A 19,087-nucleotide genomic window follows, 5' to 3' on the forward strand; every position below is an offset into this window, starting at 1 on the left:
ATGGTACAAGGCCATCGCATGACCTTGACTATCGGCAAAACGGTGTTACAAACAATAGAACCCACATTGGGTAATAAAGATCCGCCCAGTCAACCACAATTTCGTCGGTCGCGATGATGCGGATGTAGTGGATGATACTCCAGTGATGGAGTCCTTTGCAGAGGGATATGAGCATGGCAAGCGGTAAAGTCAAGTGGTTCAACAATGCCAAAGGCTACGGGTTCATCAATGAAGAAGGTAAATCCGAGGACCTCTTCGCCCACTACTCAGCCATTCAGATGGACGGTTACAAGACGTTAAAGGCTGGGCAGGCTGTCACCTTCGAAATCATCCAGGGCCCCAAGGGGCTGCACGCGGTGAACATCTGCGATCCTCTCAAGGCGCAGACTATCGCCCCGGCTGCACCCGCTGCAGAGCAAAACAAAGTGATCGCCTGACCGCTGGCGCTCCTTTCGCAAAGGTGTAAAAAAACCGGCTGCTTATTAAGGCAGCCGGTTTTTTAGTACTCGCTCACCTTACATATGCTTGATCACTGCCTCGCCAAAACCGGAACACGACACCAGCTTGGCGTCATCCATCAGACGCTCGAAGTCATAAGTCACGGTCTTGGCCGAGATCGCACCATTGGTGCCCTTGATGATCAGGTCGGCCGCCTCGAGCCAGCCCAGATGGCGCAGCATCATTTCGGCCGAGAGAATCACCGAGCCCGGGTTGACCTGATCCTTGCCGGCATATTTTGGCGCGGTGCCGTGGGTGGCCTCGAACATCGCCACGGTATCGGACAAGTTGGCGCCCGGTGCAATGCCGATCCCACCCACCTCTGCCGCCAAGGCGTCGGACAGGTAGTCACCATTGAGGTTCAAGGTAGCGATCACGTCATATTCGGCCGGACGCAACAGGATCTGCTGCAGCATGGCATCGGCGATAGCGTCCTTGACGATGACCTCTTTGCCAGTCTTTGGGTTCTTGAACTTCATCCAAGGGCCGCCATCGAGCAGTTCGGCGCCGAATTCGTTCTTGGCGATTTCGTAGCCCCAATCCTTGAAGGCACCTTCGGTGAACTTCATGATGTTGCCTTTGTGGACGATGGTCAGCGAATCACGATCATTGTCGACCACATATTGCAGCGCCTTGCGCACCAGGCGCTCGGTGCCCTCCTTGGAAACAGGCTTCACACCAATGCCGCAATCCTGGTCGAAACGGATCTTGGTGACGCCCATCTCTTCTTTCAGGAACTTGATGACTTTCTGCGCTTCAGGCGAGCCGGCTTTCCACTCGATGCCGGCATAAATGTCTTCGGAGTTTTCACGGAAAATGGTCATGTCGACATCACCCGGCTTTTTCACCGGGCTCGGCACACCTTCGAACCAGCGCACCGGGCGCAGGCACACATACAGGTCCAGCTGCTGGCGCAGGGCAACGTTCAGGGAGCGAATGCCGCCACCGACCGGCGTGGTCAGGGGGCCTTTGATCGAGACGACGTAATCTTTGACAGCGTCGAGGGTTTCTTGCGGCAACCAGGTGTCCTGGTCGTAAACCTGGGTGGCCTTTTCGCCGGCGTAGACTTCCATCCAGGAGATTTTGCGCTTGCCGCCGTAGGCCTTCTGCACGGCAGCATCCACCACTTTGATCATGACCGGGCTGATGTCGACACCAATGCCGTCGCCCTCAATGAATGGAATGATCGGATTATCAGGAACGTTGAGTGAATGGTCTGCATTGACGGTAATCTTGTCGCCGACTGCTGGTACCTGGATTTTCTGGTATCCCATGCTGCACTCCGCTTTGCTGGTGTGGTTTGTCATCCGCAATTCCCTGAGCGTAACCCAGTTGGCTGGCAACGGGAACCTCATGCACGGCTCTACACCTTTGGTCTATAAGACACGCGACATTCTCTTACATAGCGTTGATGATTAAGTGCCATGTTTTGGTATAATGCGCGCCGTGACCAGTAGGTCACTGGGGCAAAAGCGCCAGAAATCAGGCATTTAGCTCCGAAGGGCCGGGTTGTTACCGCACCCCGGCCGCACGGCACTCGACTGATGCAACCACCATCACGGCACAGAAACCCTCGACTTTCTGCTCATAGATGACTTTGGGCAAAAGCACATACCCTGCACAACTCGAGATTCTGAGCACGCTCAGCAAAACAGAGAGTTAACCCGAATATGCCCACTCGCTCTAAGATCATCTACACCCTGACCGACGAAGCCCCTGCACTCGCCACCTATTCACTTCTGCCGATCGTCGAGGCCTTTACCGCCACCGCCGACATCGCCGTAGAAACGCGGGACATCTCTCTGGCCGGCCGCATCCTTTCTGCCTTCCCTGAACAGCTCGGCGCCGACAAGCAAGTGGCCGACCACCTGGCAGAACTGGGCCAACTGGCAACGACGCCAGAAGCCAACATCATCAAGCTGCCGAACATCAGTGCTTCGGTACCCCAGCTCAAGGCCGCCATCAAAGAACTGCAAGCCAAGGGCTTCAATGTCCCTGACTACCCTGAAGCCGTCGCGACCGATGCCGAGAAAGAAGCCAAGGCACGCTACGACCGCATCAAGGGCAGCGCCGTGAACCCGGTACTGCGTGAAGGCAACTCCGACCGCCGCGCCCCTCTGTCGGTCAAGAATTATGCGCGCAAACACCCGCACAAAATGGGCGCCTGGGCCGCCGACTCCAAGTCGCACGTGGCTCACATGTCGTCGGGCGACTTCTACGGCAGCGAAAAAGCAGCGCTTATCGAAGCCGCTGACGCCGTACGCATCGAACTGCTGGACAAGAACGGCAACACCACCGTTCTGAAAGAAAAGACCTCGGTCAAGGCTGGCGAAATCATCGACTGCGCCGTGATGAGCAAAAGCGCGCTGCGTGCTTTCATCGCCGAACAGATCGAAGACGCCAAGGCACAAGGCGTTCTGTTCTCCGTTCACCTGAAAGCCACCATGATGAAGGTCTCCGACCCGATCATGTTCGGCCAGATCGTTGCCGAGTTCTACCAAGAGGCCCTGGCCAAGCACGCTACCGTGCTGGAGCAGATCGGCTTCAACCTGAACAACGGCATCGGCGACCTGTACGCTCGCATCAAGGCACTGCCAGCTGAGCAGCAAGCCGAAATCGAAGCAGACATCAAGGCGGTCTACGCCGTGCGCCCAGCGCTGGCGATGGTCAACTCCGACAAGGGCATCACCAACCTGCACGTACCGAGCGACGTGATCGTCGACGCCTCGATGCCAGCGATGATCCGTGACTCGGGCAAGATGTGGAACACCGAAGGCCAGCTGCAAGACACCAAGGCCATCATCCCGGACCGCTGCTACGCGACCATCTACCAGGCCGTCATCGAAGACTGCAAGCAACACGGCGCCTTCGATCCAACCACCATGGGCAGCGTACCGAACGTTGGCCTGATGGCGCAGAAAGCCGAAGAATACGGCTCGCACGACAAGACCTTCCAGATCAAGGCCGACGGCGTTGTCCGTGTGGTTGACGGCCAAGGCAATCTGCTGTTGGAACAGAACGTTGAAGCGGGCGACATCTTCCGCATGTGCCAGACCAAAGACGCGCCGATCCAGGATTGGGTCAAGCTGGCCGTCAACCGTGCCCGCGCCAGCAACACCCCGGCGCTGTTCTGGCTGGACCCACAGCGTGCCCACGACGGCGTGCTGATCGAGAAAGTCCAGAAGTACCTGAAGGACCACGACACTTCCGGCCTGGACATCCGCATCCTGGCTCCGGTCGAGGCCATGGCAGTCTCCCTGGATCGCATCCGCAAGGGCCAGGACACCATCTCGGTGACCGGCAACGTGCTGCGCGACTACCTGACCGACCTGTTCCCAATCATGGAACTGGGCACAAGCGCCAAGATGCTGTCGATCGTACCGCTGATGAACAACGGCGGCCTGTTCGAAACCGGCGCCGGCGGCTCGGCTCCGAAGCACGTTCAGCAACTGGTCGAAGAGAACTTCCTGCGCTGGGACTCGCTGGGCGAATTCCTGGCACTGGCAGCATCCCTGGAGCACCTGGGCACCGCCTACGCCAACCCTAAAGCCAAGGTTCTGGCCAACACCCTGGACCAGGCCACCGGCCAGTTCCTGGACAACAACAAGTCGCCTGCGCGCAAAGTCGGCAACATCGACAACCGCGGCAGCCACTTCTACCTGGCAATGTACTGGGCTCAAGCCCTGGCTGCCCAGACTGAAGACGCTGCACTGCAAGCTCACTTCGCCCCGCTGGCCAAGGCACTGACCGAGAACGAAGCAACCATCGTTGCCGAGCTCAACGCAGTCCAGGGCAAGCCTGTCGAAATTGGCGGTTACTACTACCCCGATGCCGAGCTGACCAGCAAGGTCATGCGCCCAAGCCAGACCCTCAACAACGCGATCAACGCTTTGTTGGCCTAAGGTCCGCTTGAAGTAACACCAGAACCCCCGGCCACGCACCGGGGGTTTTGCTTTTTACCCTGTCAAAAGGACACACCACCATGTCTTGGCAACCCCATATCACTGTCGCCACCATCGTCGAAGACCAGGGTCGCTTTCTGCTGGTCGAAGAATTCAAGGGGGGGCGCAATGTGCTCAACCAACCGGCCGGCCACCTAGAGGCCAACGAAACCCTGCGCGAGGCAGCGATTCGCGAAACCCTGGAAGAAACCGGCTGGGATGTCGAGCTGACCGGCGTGGTTGGCATCTACCTGTACACCGCCCCCAGCAACGGCGTGACCTACCAGCGCGTGTGCTTTGCCGCCCGCCCGCTCAAGCACCACCCACAACGCCCACTGGACACCGGCATACTCGGCGCGCACTGGTTCGAGCGCGATGAACTGGCCACGCAACCCGAGCGCTGGCGCAGCGAACTGCTGCTGCGCTGCATCGACGACTACCTGGCTGGCCCCCTGCACAGCCTTGAGCTGATCCGCGATTAAGCACGGCTTTCGCCTTGGCGCCCGCAGCCTGATAGAATCGTTTCCTTTTTCCCAGATACTCATCCTATCCCTATGTCTGATTCCGCTCTCATCGAACCCGGCAAGCTGCGCGTCATCGTCGGCATGTCCGGCGGCGTAGACTCTTCCGTTTCCGCTCTCCTGCTGCTCGAACAGGGCTACCAGGTCGAAGGCCTGTTCATGAAGAACTGGGAAGAAGACGACGGCACCGAATACTGCACCGCCCGCGAAGACCTGGCCGACGCCCAGGCTGTCTGCGACAAGATCGGCATCAAGCTGCACACCGCCAACTTTGCCGCCGAATACTGGGACCACGTCTTCGAACACTTCCTGGAAGAGTACAAGGCCGGGCGCACCCCCAACCCGGACATCCTCTGCAACCGGGAAATCAAGTTCAAGGCTTTCCTGGACTATGCCCTGGTGCTGGGCGCCGACCTGATCGCGACCGGCCATTACGTGCGTCGCCGCGACCTCGACGGTCGCACCGAACTGCTCAAGGGCCTGGACCCGAACAAGGACCAGAGCTACTTCCTGCACGCTGTCGGCGGCGAACAGATCGCCAAGACCCTGTTCCCGGTCGGCGAACTGGAAAAGCCGGAAGTACGCGCCATCGCCGAAAAATATGGCCTGGCTACCGCCAAGAAAAAAGACTCCACGGGCATCTGCTTTATTGGCGAGCGACGCTTCAGCGACTTCCTCAAGCAGTACCTGCCCGCCCAGCCCGGCGAGATCCAGACCACCGACGGCGAGGTCATCGGCCGCCATCACGGCCTGATGTATCACACCATCGGGCAACGCCAGGGCCTCGGCATCGGCGGCCTGAAAGACGCTGGTGATGAGCCGTGGTATGTCCTGGAGAAAGACCTGGCGCGCAATGTGTTGGTGGTCGGCCAGGGCAATGAACACCCTTGGCTGTTCTCCCGCGCCCTGCTTGCCTCGGATATTTTCTGGGTCAATCCGGTCGATTTGACCAGCCCTCGCCGCCTGACCGCCAAGGTCCGTTACCGCCAGAGTGATCAGGACTGCACGCTGGAGCGCACCGAACACGGCTATCGCGCCGTGTTCGACGAGCCACAGCGTGCTGTCACACCCGGCCAATCCGTAGTGTTCTACGACGGTGAAATCTGCCTGGGTGGCGGCGTGATTGAAACCGCCGAACCCTGGAGCAGCCACTGATGAATGCCTTGCAAGAGCAACTGATCGCTCTGGGCGGTGTATTCCAGGCCGCCGTGCTGGTTGACCGCATCGCCAAGACCGGCAGCGCCAGTGAAGTCGACCTGGGCTGCATGCTCGGCAGCCTGATGGTCATTGACCCAAAGAATACCCTCGAAGTGTTCGGCGGTGACGACCTGAACCTGCGCGATGGCTACCGCGCACTGGTCAGCGCCCTGGAGCGTGACCCGGCCAGCCTGCAGCGCGAGACGCTGCGATACGCCCTGTCGATGCTGGGCCTGGAGCGGCAACTGGCCAAGCGTGGCGACCTGCTCGAAGTGATCGGCAAGCGTTTGCCGCAGATCCAGCAGCAGGTCGAACATTTCGGCCTGGTACACGACAACGTCATCGCTGCCAGCGGCGCACTGTACCAGGACACCCTGAGCACGCTGCGCCAGCGCATCCAGGTACACGGCGACATGCGCCACCTACAACAAACCAGCAATGCTTCCAAGATTCGCGCCCTGCTACTGGCCGGTATCCGTTCGGCGCGCCTCTGGCGTCAACTGGGCGGCCACCGTTGGCAATTGGTGATCAGCCGGCGCAAGCTGCTCAAAGAGTTGTACCCGATGATGCGTGGCTGACCGCCCGCTCGTCCAGATTTCACCCTTCATGGCAGTCGGCCATTGGTCCGACTGCCAACCCGGGCGCTTTTTTCATGTATGATATGCGCCCTTTTCGTTGCCCGACTGTCCGAGAACACCCCATGCAGCTCTCTTCGCTCACTGCGGTTTCCCCTGTTGACGGCCGCTACGCCGGCAAAACCCAGGCCCTGCGCCCCATTTTCAGCGAATACGGCCTGATCCGTTTCCGCGCCCTGGTCGAGGTACGCTGGCTCCAGCGCCTGGCCGCTCACCCGCAAATCGGCGAAGTGCCGGCGTTTTCCGCCGAAGCCAACGCCCTGCTCAACACCCTGGCCGAAGACTTTGCCCTCGAGCATGCCGAGCGCGTCAAGGAAATCGAGCGCACCACCAACCACGACGTCAAGGCGATCGAGTACCTGCTCAAGGAGCAGGCTGCCAAGCTGCCTGAACTGGCCAAGGTCAGCGAGTTCATCCACTTTGCCTGCACCAGCGAGGACATCAACAACCTGTCCCACGCCCTGATGCTGCGCGAAGGCCGTGATAGCGTGCTGCTGCCGCTGATGCGCCAGACTGCCGAATCCATTCGTGAACTGGCTCACCGCTTCGCCGACGTGCCGATGCTGTCGCGCACCCACGGCCAACCGGCCTCGCCAACCACCCTGGGCAAAGAGCTGGCCAACGTCGTGTACCGCCTGGAGCGCCAGATCGCCCAGGTCGCTGCCGTGCCACTGCTGGGCAAGATCAACGGCGCCGTAGGCAACTACAACGCCCACCTGTCGGCCTACCCACAGATCGACTGGGAAGCCAATGCCCGCGCCTTCATCGAAGACGAGCTGGGCCTGGGCTTCAACCCGTACACCACGCAGATCGAACCGCACGACTACATTGCCGAGCTGTTCGATGCCATCGCGCGCTTCAACACCATCCTGATCGATTTCGACCGTGATATCTGGGGCTACATCTCCCTGGGATACTTCAAGCAGCGCACCATTGCTGGCGAAATCGGCTCCTCGACCATGCCACACAAGGTCAACCCGATCGACTTCGAAAACTCCGAAGGCAACCTGGGTATCGCCAACGCACTGTTCCAGCACCTGGCCAGCAAATTGCCGGTTTCGCGCTGGCAGCGTGACCTGACCGACTCCACCGTGCTGCGCAACCTGGGCGTGGGCTTTGCTCACAGCGTGATTGCCTACGAAGCCAGCCTCAAGGGCATCAGCAAGCTGGAAATCAACACCCAGCGCATCGCTGCCGACCTGGATGCCTGCTGGGAAGTCCTGGCCGAGCCAATCCAGACCGTCATGCGTCGGTTCGACATCGAAAACCCGTACGAGAAGCTCAAAGAGTTGACTCGTGGCAAGGGCATCAGCCCTGAGGCACTGCAAACGTTCATCGACGGCCTGGAAATGCCCGACGATGCCAAGGCAGAGCTGAAAAAACTGACTCCAGCCAGCTACATCGGTAACGCCGCGGCTCAAGCCAAGCGCATCTGACGCTGCCTACACCGCCTGAACGCCCGGCAGTGCCGGGCGTTTTTATTCCTGAAAGAAAATTACTTTTTTTCAATAGGTTACAAATGAATCCTGATACTCCACTCCAACTCCTCGGCGGTTTGACTGCACGCGAATTCCTGCGTGACTACTGGCAGAAAAAGCCGCTGCTGATTCGCCAGGCTTTCACCGACTTCGAGAACCCCATCGAGGCGGACGAACTGGCCGGCCTCGCCCTGGAAGAAGAAGTCGAATCGCGCCTGATCATCGAGCACGGCGAGCGTCCGTGGGAAATGCGCCGTGGCCCGTTCGCCGAAGACGAGTTCAGCAAACTGCCGGAGCGCGAGTGGACGCTACTGGTTCAGGCGGTCGACCAATTCGTACCGGAAGTCGCCTCGCTGCTGGAGAACTTCCGTTTCCTGCCGAGCTGGCGCATCGACGATGTCATGATCAGCTTCGCCGCCCCCGGTGGTAGCGTTGGCCCGCACTTCGACAACTACGATGTGTTCCTGCTGCAAGGCCAGGGCAAACGCAATTGGAAAATCGGCCAGATGTGCGATTCCGACAGCCCACTGCTGCCCCACGCCGACCTGCGCATTCTCGCCGACTTCCAGCAGACCGATGAGTGGGTCCTGGAGCCCGGCGACATGCTCTACCTGCCACCGCGCCTGGCCCATTGCGGTGTCGCAGTCGATGACTGCATGACTTACTCGGTAGGCTTTCGCGCCCCCAGCGCCGCCGAAGTCCTGACCCATTTCACCGACTTCCTCAGCCAGTTCCTGCCTGACGAAGAGCGCTACAGCGACGCTGACGTACAGCCTGCCGCCGACCCGCATCAGATCCAGCATGACGCCCTTGATCGCCTCAAGCGCCTGCTCGCCGAGCACATGAGCGACGAACGCCTGCTGCTGACCTGGTTCGGCCAGTTCATGACCGAGCCACGCTACCCGGAACTGGTCAGTGGCGATGAATCCGATCTGCACGAACAGGACTTGATCGACAGCCTGGAACAAGGCTCGCTGCTGATTCGCAACCCAAGCGCGCGCCTGGCCTGGTCGGAAGTCGACGACGACCTGTTACTGTTTGCCAGCGGTCAAAGCCGCCTGCTGCCAGGCGCGCTGCGCGACCTGCTGAAACTGATCTGCTCGGCCGACGCCCTGCACATCGAAAACCTCGAACCATGGCTGAGCGACGAAGATAGCCTGACCCTGCTCTGCCAACTGGTCAAACAAGGAAGCCTGGGGTTTGCTGCTGATGAATAAGATTCGTGTCCGTGTTGCCGATTGGCAAAAAGACAACGCTGAGATCCGCCGCATCCGCGAAAGCGTGTTTGTGGCCGAGCAATCGGTACCCCCGGAACTCGAATGGGATGCCGACGACAATGACGCCGTGCATTTTCTCGCCCTGGAAGGCGACTACCCGATCGGCACCGCTCGCCTGATGCCAGACGGCCAGATCGGCCGGGTATCAGTACTCAAGGACTGGCGCGGCTTGAAAGTCGGCGATGCACTGATGAGCGCCGTGATCATCGAGGCCCAGAACCGCGACCTCAAGCAGCAAATGCTGAGCGCCCAGGTCCATGCCACTCCGTTCTACGAGCGCCTGGGCTTTCGGATCGTCAGCGAGGAATTCCTGGAGGCAGGTATTCCGCACGTCGACATGGTTCGCGACTCGCGCGCCTGATTCATCGTTTTCAGCAGGAGTGACCCTGGTCGCTCCTGCTGCGACTGAAAATTTGCCATCATGTCCTCTCCACTCGCGGAGATTATGGACATGCCGCTACGCCACCTCCTCGCCGCCCTCCTGCTCAGCTTGAGCCTCCCCGTGCTTGCCGACACGCAAGTACTCCCCCTGAATCATCGCCCGAGCGCAGAATTGCTACCCATCGCGCAGCAGTTTCTGGGCACCGAAGGCAAGGTCAGCGCCTATGGCAATCAACTGATCGTGAATGCCGATCCTCGCAAAATCGATGAACTTCGCACCCTGATTGCGCAACTGGACCATCCTGCGCGCCGATTGCTGATCAGCGTCGACACCCGTGACAGCAATACCCAACAAGGTGGGCCCGGCAACGCCCGGATCATTACCTACAGCACCACCAACCGCAGCGGCGGGGTCCAGCAGATTCAGGCGACCGAAGGCTCTCCCGCGCTGATTCAGATCGGCCAGAGTGTGCCGCTCACCAGTGTCCAGACCGACCCCTATGGCCAGATCCAGGCCCAGACTCAATACCGCAACGTCACCCAGGGTTTCTACGTGACCGCCAGCGTCACCGGGCAAACCGTACACCTGAGCATCAGCACCAACAACGACCGCCTGAGCCAGGAACGCCCGGATGTAGTGAACGTGCAAAGTACCGACACCAATGTCAGCGGCAGAATCGGGGAATGGATCACGCTTGCCGGGATCAACCACCAAAGCCAAGGCAATCAGCAGAGCTATTGGCACAATTACTCGACCCAGGGCCGCGATGACATGACCTTGAGGGTCAAAGTCGACGCATTGGACGCAGCCCAATGAAATCAAGGCCTCGACCAACGGTATTGAAACTGACTGATAAGTCGCACAAGACCAAAGCTGTAGTGCCAAAAAAAGTAAATATGTAGTGCCAGTAAAAAACCACTACAAAACATTTGACGGCGAAAAAACACGAAGGCATGATGGCCTCGCTCCCGCTAATCAGAGGCCCTGGCAAAGGCCTTCGGATCGCCGCTCTAACCTACCCACCTGAGCCGATTCGTGTCTGTACCGCCCACAAGGCAGTTTGACGAGGTTGCGACTGGAACGAAGTTGTCCTGAGGGACGGAAGCATGCAAGAGGTTCACGGCAAGATCCTTTCGGTTGCACACCGGCATCCACGAGCCACAGTGCGCCCGCAAGTCTCGCCCGACACCCGCCGACTTCCACCTCGACTACATCGTTCAATCGTCGCCACCCCGCAACACCCCAACTAGAGTGCCTAGGCATCTGGTCAGCGAGAAGTCACCGGTATGCTGTCGAGTACAGCTACCTGACAGAGCAAAGAATTTTTCACCCAAGACCTATGCGACGAGGTTTATCTCCATGGCACTGACACGCGAACAGCAAATTGCAGCCCTTGAAAAAGACTGGGCCGAAAACCCGCGCTGGAAAGGCGTGACCCGTACCTACTCCGCCGCTGATGTCGTACGTCTGCGTGGCTCGGTCCAACCTGAGCACACCCTGGCCCGCATGGGTGCAGAAAAGCTGTGGAATCTGGTAACCCAGGGCGCCAAGCCTTCCTTCCGCCCCGACAAGGACTTCGTCAACTGCATGGGCGCCCTGACCGGCGGCCAGGCTGTACAGCAAGTCAAGGCCGGTATCCAGGCCATCTACCTGTCGGGCTGGCAAGTCGCTGCGGACAACAACTCCGCCGAGTCCATGTACCCTGACCAATCGCTGTACCCGGTGGATTCGGTTCCGACTGTGGTCAAGCGCATCAACAACTCGTTCCGTCGCGCCGACCAGATCCAGTGGAAAGCCGGCAAGAACCCGGGTGACGCTGGCTACATCGACTACTTCGCACCGATCGTGGCCGACGCTGAAGCCGGTTTCGGCGGCGTCCTGAACGCCTACGAGCTGATGAAAAGCATGATTGAAGCTGGCGCTGCCGGCGTGCACTTCGAAGACCAACTGGCTTCGGTGAAAAAATGCGGCCACATGGGCGGCAAGGTACTGGTGCCAACCCAGGAAGCCGTCCAGAAGCTGACCGCTGCTCGCCTGGCGGCCGACGTTGCCGGTGTACCGACCATCATCCTGGCCCGTACCGACGCCAATGCCGCTGACCTGCTGACCAGCGACTGCGACCCGTACGATCAGCCGTTCGTGACTGGCACCCGCACCCAGGAAGGCTTCTACAAAGTACGCGCCGGCCTGGACCAGGCGATTGCCCGTGGCCTTGCCTACGCGCCATACGCCGACCTGATCTGGTGTGAAACCGCCAAGCCAGACCTGGACGAAGCCCGTCGCTTCGCCGAAGCCATCAAGAAGGAATACCCGGACCAGCTCCTGTCCTACAACTGCTCGCCTTCTTTCAACTGGAAGAAGAACCTGGACGACGCCACCATCGCCAAGTTCCAGCGCGAACTGTCGGCCATGGGCTACAAGCACCAGTTCATTACCCTGGCGGGTATCCACAACATGTGGCACAGCATGTTCAACCTGGCGCACGACTACGCCCGCAACGACATGACTGCCTACGTCAAGCTGCAGGAACAAGAGTTCGCTGACGCGGCCAAGGGTTACACCTTCGTGGCGCACCAGCAGGAAGTGGGCACCGGCTACTTCGACGACATGACCACCGTGATCCAGGGTGGCTCGTCTTCGGTGACCGCGCTGACGGGTTCGACTGAAGAAGAGCAGTTCCACTGATTAGAAACTGCCGAAGCAAAAACAGGCCACCGTTGAGTGGCCTGTTTTTTTTCAGTGAGACGCGTGTGGCGAATATTCCTCCCAGAGACTACGCACTCTATTTTCTTTTTCTTAGCCTGCTGGCTTCCTGGTGGCGCGTAATATCTATTTGTATACCCTGGCACGGGCTGCGGCTTCGAGGGAGTGACATCTTTACGCTCCGCTACATATGTAGGAGCTGCACTGGTTTTTCCGACCACCTTTTCGGTTTTGCCGCCGACACGATAATCTTCACTAAAACCGGTCGAACTTCCCGAACTTTGACCATTGCCTGCCTTGACTGTAAACCGATTCCGCACGGCACTAACAAACCGACCTGACATATCACGAACGTCCATCATGCTCCCCAGCGCCCCACCTCCCGCAACACCCGCGGCTGCGGCGATCCTGACAGGAGGAGCCCTGAAGAACCGAGCAAAAATATGCCCACTTGGGTCCATGTAATTGATTGGATCCCCCGCGCAATATGCAAAAGCGTTCACCCCTCCCTGACCAAAAGGGCTCCAATTATCTGCACTTTGAAAGCGCATCAATATTGGGTTGTAAATTCGAAAGCCATTACCCAGCAAATACGAACCAAAACCTTCTACCGGCTCTCCATTGAATCCTATCCGCCCCACCGCCTGCGCCGTCGACGATTTCAATCCGTATGGGTTATAGCCGATAAATTGCCTCCCTGAAGGGATCAGCTCCGCGAGCGTCGTGCTCTGTCTGTCGGTTGCCAGGAACAAGGCTATACGTGCATAAATTTTGTCGGCAGCGCCCGCATCTGAATGGTTCATAAGAAACCTTTGACGGTAGGGGATCAGAAATTGAGAATCTACAGAGCCGGGCAAGAATTAGTAACTCACAGAACTGATAGGGTGGCCCGTTCCTGGCACAGCAACGCCTCAACGACATCACTGCCTGCACGAAGCTGCGCCGCAGCCATGCTGGGGGAGTTGGGCGACTCGATGGACTACAGCGGCCATGTGCCCTCATCGCCCTTGCAGGCTTGAACCCTTCTCCCGCTGCTACGCCAATCGGGGTAGGAGCAAGGCTTGCCCGCGATGGGCTGCGAAGCAGACCCGGGGGCCGCTGGGCGACCCATCGCAGGCAAGCCTGACTCCTACCTAAGAGCCGCGTTGCACCGAGAATTCTCAACACTAAAAACGGCATCCTCAGAAGCATTGATGCAACTCACCCGCCAGGCACCAGAAAGTCCGCTACAATCGTGCAAGTGCGCGCACCTACGCCGCAAGAATCCACATATGAACTTGACCGTTTAATGGGATGCGAACATAAGCAACACCTGTAGATGATATTAATTATCATTCAAATATGAAGGTGCTTCATTACGGCGACCAAGAAACATAATTGACAAAAATGGCGCTAATCCACGGTCTACGGGGCTTGCGTCGCATCCATGACCGAATATGTACTTAATCCTACGAATAAATTTGCTGTAGAAAATTTACTTGCACCCGCTTTACCCATAAAATCAGCGCGATAGATTCCGCTGCGACATATCGTCACTGCTCTACTTCTTTTTCAAGCTCAGAGACCTTGCTCTCTGTTAAGGATTTCCAGCATGCCCGATTCGACAGGACTCATTGCCCACAACTGGGGCTTTGCCATCTTCCTCCTGGGTGTCGTTGGCTTGTGCGCCTTCATGCTCGGCCTGTCCAGCCTTCTCGGCAGCAAGGCCTTCGGCCGCGCCAAGAACGAACCCTTTGAATCCGGCATGCTGCCTACCGGCGGCGCGCGTCTGCGTCTTTCCGCAAAATTCTATCTGGTCGCGATGCTGTTCGTGATCTTCGATATTGAAGCCCTCTTTCTCTTTGCATGGTCTGTGTCCGTCCGCGAAAGCGGCTGGACCGGATTCGTCGAAGCTCTCGTTTTCATAGCAATTCTGTTGGCAGGTCTTGTCTACCTTTGGCGGGTCGGGGCGCTCGATTGGGCTCCCGTGGGTCGTCGCATGCGGCAAGCGAAGCTGAAACAATGAGGCTTTGGCAATGCAATACAATCTCACTCGAATCGACCCGGATGCGCCTAACGAGCAGTATCCAATCGGTGAACGCGAAACCGTTTCCGATCCGCTAGAAGACCAGGTTCACAAGAACATCTTCATGGGCAAGCTCGAAGATGTGCTTAACGGCGCCGTCAACTGGGGTCGCAAGAACTCCCTGTGGCCGTATAACTTCGGCCTCTCGTGCTGCTACGTGGAAATGACCACCGCCTTCACGGCGCCCCACGACATCGCGCGCTTTGGCGCCGAGGTTATCCGGGCATCGCCGCGCCAGGCCGACTTCATGGTTATTGCCGGTACCTGCTTTGTGAAAATGGCCCCGATCATCCAGCGCCTGTACGAACAGATGCTGGAGCCCAAGTGGGTCATCTCCATGGGTTCATGCGCCAACTCCGGCGGCATGTACGACATTTACTCGGTCGTTCAGGGGGTCGACAAATTCCTCCCCGTGGACGTGTATGTGCCTGGCTGCCCGCCTCGCCCTGAAGCTTTCCTGCAAGGCCTGATGCTGTTGCAAGAATCGATCGGCAAGGAGCGTCGTCCTCTTTCATGGGTCGTAGGCGATCAAGGCGTTTACCGCGCCGAGATGCCCTCGCAGAAAGAACAGCGCCGCGAACAGCGCATTGCAGTCACCAACCTGCGCAGCCCCGACGAAGTCTGATCCAGCTGTAAGTCGCCTGCTTCGGCAGGCAAGTACCCTGGCTTCATTCTTTACGTTGACCCAAAGCGACCGAGACCATGACAGCGGACAACGCTATTTATATCCCGCCTTACAAGGCTGACGACCAGGATGTGGTCGTCGAATTGAACCAACGTTTTGGCCCCGAGGCGTTCACCGCCCAGGAAACCCGCACCGGCATGCCGGTGCTGTGGGTTGCCCGTGCCAAACTGAAAGAGGTCCTGACCTTCCTGCGCAACGTCAGCAAGCCGTACAGCATGCTGTATGACCTGCATGGCGTGGACGAGCGCTTGCGCACCCAGCGCCGCGGCCTGCCGGGCGCCGACTTCAGTGTGTTCTACCACCTGATGTCGATCGAACGTAACAGTGACGTGATGATCAAGGTGGCCCTGTCCGAAGGCGACCTGAACCTGCCGACCATCACTGGCATCTGGCCCAACGCCAACTGGTACGAGCGTGAAGTCTGGGACATGTTCGGCATCGACTTTGCCGGCCACCCGCACCTGACCCGCATCATGATGCCGCCCACCTGGGAAGGCCACCCGCTGCGCAAGGACTACCCTGCGCGCGCCACCGAGTTCGATCCGTACAGCCTGACCCTGGCCAAGCAGCAACTGGAAGAAGAAGCCGCGCGCTTCAATCCAGAAGACTGGGGCATGAAGCGTTCCGGCACCCACGAGGACTACATGTTCCTCAACCTGGGCCCGAACCACCCTTCCGCTCACGGTGCATTCCGTATCGTGCTGCAGCTGGACGGTGAAGAGATCGTCGACTGCGTACCCGACATCGGCTACCACCACCGTGGCGCCGAGAAGATGGCCGAGCGTCAGTCCTGGCACAGTTTCATTCCCTACACCGACCGTATCGACTACCTCGGCGGGGTGATGAACAACCTGCCTTACGTACTGGCTGTCGAGAAGCTGGCCGGCATCAAGGTACCGCAGAAGGTCGACACCATCCGCATCATGATGGCCGAGTTCTTCCGCATCACCAGCCACCTACTGTTCCTGGGCACCTATATCCAGGACGTGGGCGCCATGACCCCGGTGTTCTTCACCTTTACCGACCGCCAGCGCGCCTACATCGTGATCGAAGCGATCACCGGTTTCCGCCTGCACCCGGCCTGGTACCGCATCGGTGGTGTCGCTCACGACCTGCCACGCGGCTGGGAGAAACTGGTCAAGGACTTCGTCGACTGGCTGCCCAAGCGCCTGGACGAATACGAAAAGGCCGCCCTGCAGAACAGCATCCTCAAGGGCCGTACCGTCGGTGTCGCCGCCTACAACACCAAGGACGCCCTGGCCTGGGGTGTTACCGGTGCCGGCCTGCGTTCCACTGGTTGCGACTTCGACCTGCGTAAAGCGCGCCCGTACTCCGGCTACGAGAACTTCGAGTTTGAAGTACCGCTGGCCCACAACGGCGATGCCTATGATCGCTGCATCGTCCGTGTCGAGGAGATGCGCCAGAGTATCCGCATCATCGACCAGTGCATGCGCAACATGCCGGAAGGCCCGTACAAGGCGGATCACCCGCTGACCACGCCGCCGCCCAAAGAGCGCACGCTGCAGCACATCGAGACCTTGATCACGCACTTCCTGCAAGTTTCGTGGGGCCCGGTCATGCCAGCCAACGAATCCTTCCAGATGATCGAAGCGACCAAGGGCATCAACAGTTATTACCTGACGAGCGATGGCGGCACCATGAGCTACCGCACCCGGATTCGCACCCCGAGCTACCCGCACCTGCAGCAGATCCCTTCGGTGATCAAAGGCAGCATGGTCGCGGACCTCATTGCGTACCTGGGTAGTATCGATTTCGTTATGGCCGACGTGGACCGCTAAGTATGAACAGCCCACTTATTCAGACTGACCGCTTCGCCCTTAGCGAAGCCGAGCGCTCGGCCATCGAGCACGAGATGCACCACTACGAAGACCCGCGCGCGGCGTCCATCGAAGCCCTGAAGATCGTTCAGAAGGCTCGCGGTTGGGTCCCGGATGGCGCGGTCTATGCCATTGGCGAGCTCCTCGGCATCCCCGCCAGCGACGTTGAAGGCGTGGCGACTTTCTATAGCCAGATCTTCCGCCAGCCGGTCGGCCGCCACATCATTCGCGTGTGCGACAGCATGGTTTGCTACATCGGTGGCCACGAGTCCGTGGTTGACCAGATCCAGAGCGAATTGGGCATTGGCCTGGGCCAGACCACCGCAGACGGTCGCTTCACCCTGCTGCCGGTGTGCTGCCTGGGCAACTGCGACAAGGCACCTGCCCTGATGATCGACGACGACACCTTCGGCGACGTGCAACCTGCCGGTGTAGCCAAATTGCTGGGGGACTACGCATGACCATCACTTCCTTCGGCCCGGCCAACCGCATTGCCCGCAGCGCTGAAACGCACCCGCTGACCTGGCGTCTGCGTGACGACGGCGAGCCGGTATGGCTCGACGAATACCAGGCCAAGGACGGCTATGCCGCCGCGCGCAAGGCATTCGCCGACCTGTCCCAGGACGACATCGTCCAGACCGTGAAAGACTCCGGCCTCAAGGGCCGTGGCGGTGCGGGCTTCCCGACCGGCGTCAAATGGGGCCTGATGCCCAAAGACGAATCCATGAACATCCGCTACCTGCTGTGCAATGCGGATGAGATGGAGCCAAACACCTGGAAAGACCGCATGCTGATGGAGCAACTGCCCCATCTGCTGGTCGAAGGCATGCTGATCAGTGCCCGCGCACTGAAAGCCTATCGCGGCTATATCTTCCTGCGTGGCGAATACACCACGGCCGCCCGCCACCTCAACCGCGCCGTTGAAGAAGCCAAGGCCGCAGGTCTCTTGGGCAAGAACATCCTGGGCAGCGGTTTTGATTTCGAGCTGCTCGTCCACACCGGTGCCGGTCGCTACATCTGCGGTGAAGAAACCGCACTGATCAACTCCCTCGAAGGTCGCCGCGCCAACCCGCGCTCCAAGCCGCCCTTCCCTGCCGCCGTTGGCGTCTGGGGCAAGCCGACCTGCGTGAACAACGTAGAAACCCTGTGCAACGTGCCAGCCATCGTTGGCAATGGCGTTGACTGGTACAAGTCGCTGGCCCGCGAAGGCAGCGAAGACCACGGCACCAAGCTGATGGGCTTCTCCGGCAAGGTCAAGAACCCAGGCCTGTGGGAACTGCCATTCGGCGTGCCTGCTCGCGAGCTGTTCGAAGACTACGCAGGCGGCATGCGCGACGGCTTCAAGCTCAAGTGCTGGCAGCCAGGCGGTGCCGGTACCGGCTTCCTGTTGCCCGAGCACCTGGACGCCCAAATGTACGCAGGCGGCATCGCCAAGGTCGGCACCCGGATGGGGACAGGCTTGGCCATGGCGGTAGACGACAGCGTCAACATGGTGTCCCTGCTGCGCAACATGGAAGAGTTTTTTGCCCGTGAATCCTGCGGCTTCTGCACCCCGTGCCGTGACGGCCTGCCGTGGAGCGTCAAGCTACTGCGCGCGCTGGAGAACGGACAGGGGCAACAAGGTGATATCGAGACCCTGCTGGGTCTGGTGGGGTTCCTTGGCCCAGGCAAGACCTTCTGTGCTCACGCACCCGGTGCCGTGGAGCCTTTGGGCAGCGCGATCAAATATTTCCGTCCAGAGTTCGAGGCCGGCATTGCTGCCACCAGCAGCGTGCGCCCGGACCTGGCGCGCCCGATCGTCGTCGGCGCGTAAAAGAATCGACAGCGGGTGGTCCGTGCCATCCGCTACTTGCACCGCTCGCCCGGG

General features: G+C 59.4%; 17 protein-coding genes. 15 read left to right on the forward strand and 2 right to left on the reverse strand.

The window, feature by feature from the left end:
- Nucleotides 1-173 precede the first annotated feature (173 nt).
- Complete coding sequence (gene cspD, locus AC3IX4_RS20300) at nucleotides 174-437, forward strand: cold shock domain-containing protein CspD (RefSeq protein ID WP_489257180.1); 264 nt, start codon at nucleotides 174-176, stop codon at nucleotides 435-437.
- Between the two features lie 78 nt (nucleotides 438-515).
- Here cspD and icd read toward each other — a convergent pair whose 3' ends face one another.
- Nucleotides 516-1,772, reverse strand: coding sequence for an NADP-dependent isocitrate dehydrogenase (gene icd / locus AC3IX4_RS20305; protein WP_489257181.1), 1,257 nt, complete (start codon nucleotides 1,770-1,772; stop codon nucleotides 516-518).
- 396 nt (nucleotides 1,773-2,168) lie between these two features.
- Between icd and AC3IX4_RS20310 the strand changes: the two genes are divergently transcribed.
- From AC3IX4_RS20310 to aceA, 9 genes are all read left to right on the forward strand, one after another.
- A complete protein-coding gene (locus AC3IX4_RS20310; RefSeq protein ID WP_489257182.1) occupies nucleotides 2,169-4,400 on the forward strand; it encodes an NADP-dependent isocitrate dehydrogenase in 2,232 nt (743 codons plus the stop codon).
- A gap of 80 nt (nucleotides 4,401-4,480) precedes the next feature.
- Nucleotides 4,481-4,921, forward strand: coding sequence for an NUDIX hydrolase (locus AC3IX4_RS20315; RefSeq protein ID WP_489257183.1), 441 nt, complete (start codon nucleotides 4,481-4,483; stop codon nucleotides 4,919-4,921).
- 72 nt (nucleotides 4,922-4,993) lie between these two features.
- On the forward strand, nucleotides 4,994-6,115 hold the full coding sequence (mnmA, locus tag AC3IX4_RS20320; RefSeq protein ID WP_489257184.1) for a tRNA 2-thiouridine(34) synthase MnmA: 1,122 nt from the start codon (nucleotides 4,994-4,996) through the stop codon (nucleotides 6,113-6,115).
- On the forward strand, nucleotides 6,115-6,735 hold the full coding sequence (gene hflD / locus AC3IX4_RS20325) for a high frequency lysogenization protein HflD (RefSeq protein ID WP_489257185.1): 621 nt from the start codon (nucleotides 6,115-6,117) through the stop codon (nucleotides 6,733-6,735). The genes mnmA and hflD overlap by 1 nt, the downstream gene beginning before the upstream one ends.
- A 122-nt stretch (nucleotides 6,736-6,857) precedes the next feature.
- On the forward strand, nucleotides 6,858-8,228 hold the full coding sequence (gene purB, locus AC3IX4_RS20330) for an adenylosuccinate lyase (RefSeq protein ID WP_489257186.1): 1,371 nt from the start codon (nucleotides 6,858-6,860) through the stop codon (nucleotides 8,226-8,228).
- Nucleotides 8,229-8,311: 83 nt separating this feature from the next.
- Nucleotides 8,312-9,487, forward strand: coding sequence for a ribosomal protein uL16 3-hydroxylase (locus tag AC3IX4_RS20335; protein ID WP_489257187.1), 1,176 nt, complete (start codon nucleotides 8,312-8,314; stop codon nucleotides 9,485-9,487).
- Nucleotides 9,480-9,908 carry a GNAT family N-acetyltransferase gene (locus tag AC3IX4_RS20340; protein ID WP_489257188.1) on the forward strand — a complete coding sequence of 143 codons (429 nt, stop codon included), beginning with the start codon at nucleotides 9,480-9,482 and terminating at the stop codon, nucleotides 9,906-9,908. The genes AC3IX4_RS20335 and AC3IX4_RS20340 overlap by 8 nt, the downstream gene beginning before the upstream one ends.
- A gap of 90 nt (nucleotides 9,909-9,998) precedes the next feature.
- Nucleotides 9,999-10,745 (forward strand): secretin N-terminal domain-containing protein, encoded by a 747-nt coding sequence (locus AC3IX4_RS20345; RefSeq protein WP_489257189.1) that lies wholly within the window; start codon nucleotides 9,999-10,001, stop codon nucleotides 10,743-10,745.
- A gap of 543 nt (nucleotides 10,746-11,288) precedes the next feature.
- Nucleotides 11,289-12,614 carry an isocitrate lyase gene (gene aceA / locus AC3IX4_RS20350; RefSeq protein WP_489257190.1) on the forward strand — a complete coding sequence of 442 codons (1,326 nt, stop codon included), beginning with the start codon at nucleotides 11,289-11,291 and terminating at the stop codon, nucleotides 12,612-12,614.
- Here the strand turns inward: aceA and AC3IX4_RS20355 are convergent.
- Entirely contained in the window at nucleotides 12,524-13,435 is a 912-nt protein-coding gene (locus AC3IX4_RS20355; RefSeq protein ID WP_489257191.1) for an RHS repeat-associated core domain-containing protein, read from the reverse strand. The genes aceA and AC3IX4_RS20355 overlap by 91 nt on opposite strands.
- Before the next feature lie 788 nt (nucleotides 13,436-14,223).
- On the opposite strand from AC3IX4_RS20355, the gene AC3IX4_RS20360 reads away from it, so the two are divergent.
- The 5 genes from AC3IX4_RS20360 (at nucleotide 14,224) to nuoF (ending at nucleotide 19,033) form a co-directional block, all read left to right on the forward strand.
- On the forward strand, nucleotides 14,224-14,637 hold the full coding sequence (locus tag AC3IX4_RS20360) for an NADH-quinone oxidoreductase subunit A (protein WP_489257192.1): 414 nt from the start codon (nucleotides 14,224-14,226) through the stop codon (nucleotides 14,635-14,637).
- A 10-nt stretch (nucleotides 14,638-14,647) separates the two neighbouring features.
- Nucleotides 14,648-15,322: a NuoB/complex I 20 kDa subunit family protein gene (locus AC3IX4_RS20365; RefSeq protein WP_489257193.1), complete on the forward strand. Its 675-nt coding sequence runs from the start codon at nucleotides 14,648-14,650 to the stop codon at nucleotides 15,320-15,322.
- A 77-nt stretch (nucleotides 15,323-15,399) separates the two neighbouring features.
- Nucleotides 15,400-17,181: an NADH-quinone oxidoreductase subunit C/D gene (gene nuoC, locus AC3IX4_RS20370; protein WP_489257194.1), complete on the forward strand. Its 1,782-nt coding sequence runs from the start codon at nucleotides 15,400-15,402 to the stop codon at nucleotides 17,179-17,181.
- Between the two features lie 2 nt (nucleotides 17,182-17,183).
- The gene (gene nuoE, locus AC3IX4_RS20375) at nucleotides 17,184-17,681 is read left to right on the forward strand and encodes an NADH-quinone oxidoreductase subunit NuoE (protein WP_489257195.1); all 498 of its coding nucleotides are present in this window, start codon (nucleotides 17,184-17,186) and stop codon (nucleotides 17,679-17,681) included.
- Nucleotides 17,678-19,033, forward strand: coding sequence for an NADH-quinone oxidoreductase subunit NuoF (gene nuoF / locus AC3IX4_RS20380; RefSeq protein WP_489257196.1), 1,356 nt, complete (start codon nucleotides 17,678-17,680; stop codon nucleotides 19,031-19,033). The genes nuoE and nuoF overlap by 4 nt, the downstream gene beginning before the upstream one ends.
- The last annotated feature ends 54 nt before the right edge of the window (nucleotides 19,034-19,087 follow it).

It is taken from the genome of Pseudomonas sp. KH_021, from assembly GCF_057838865.1.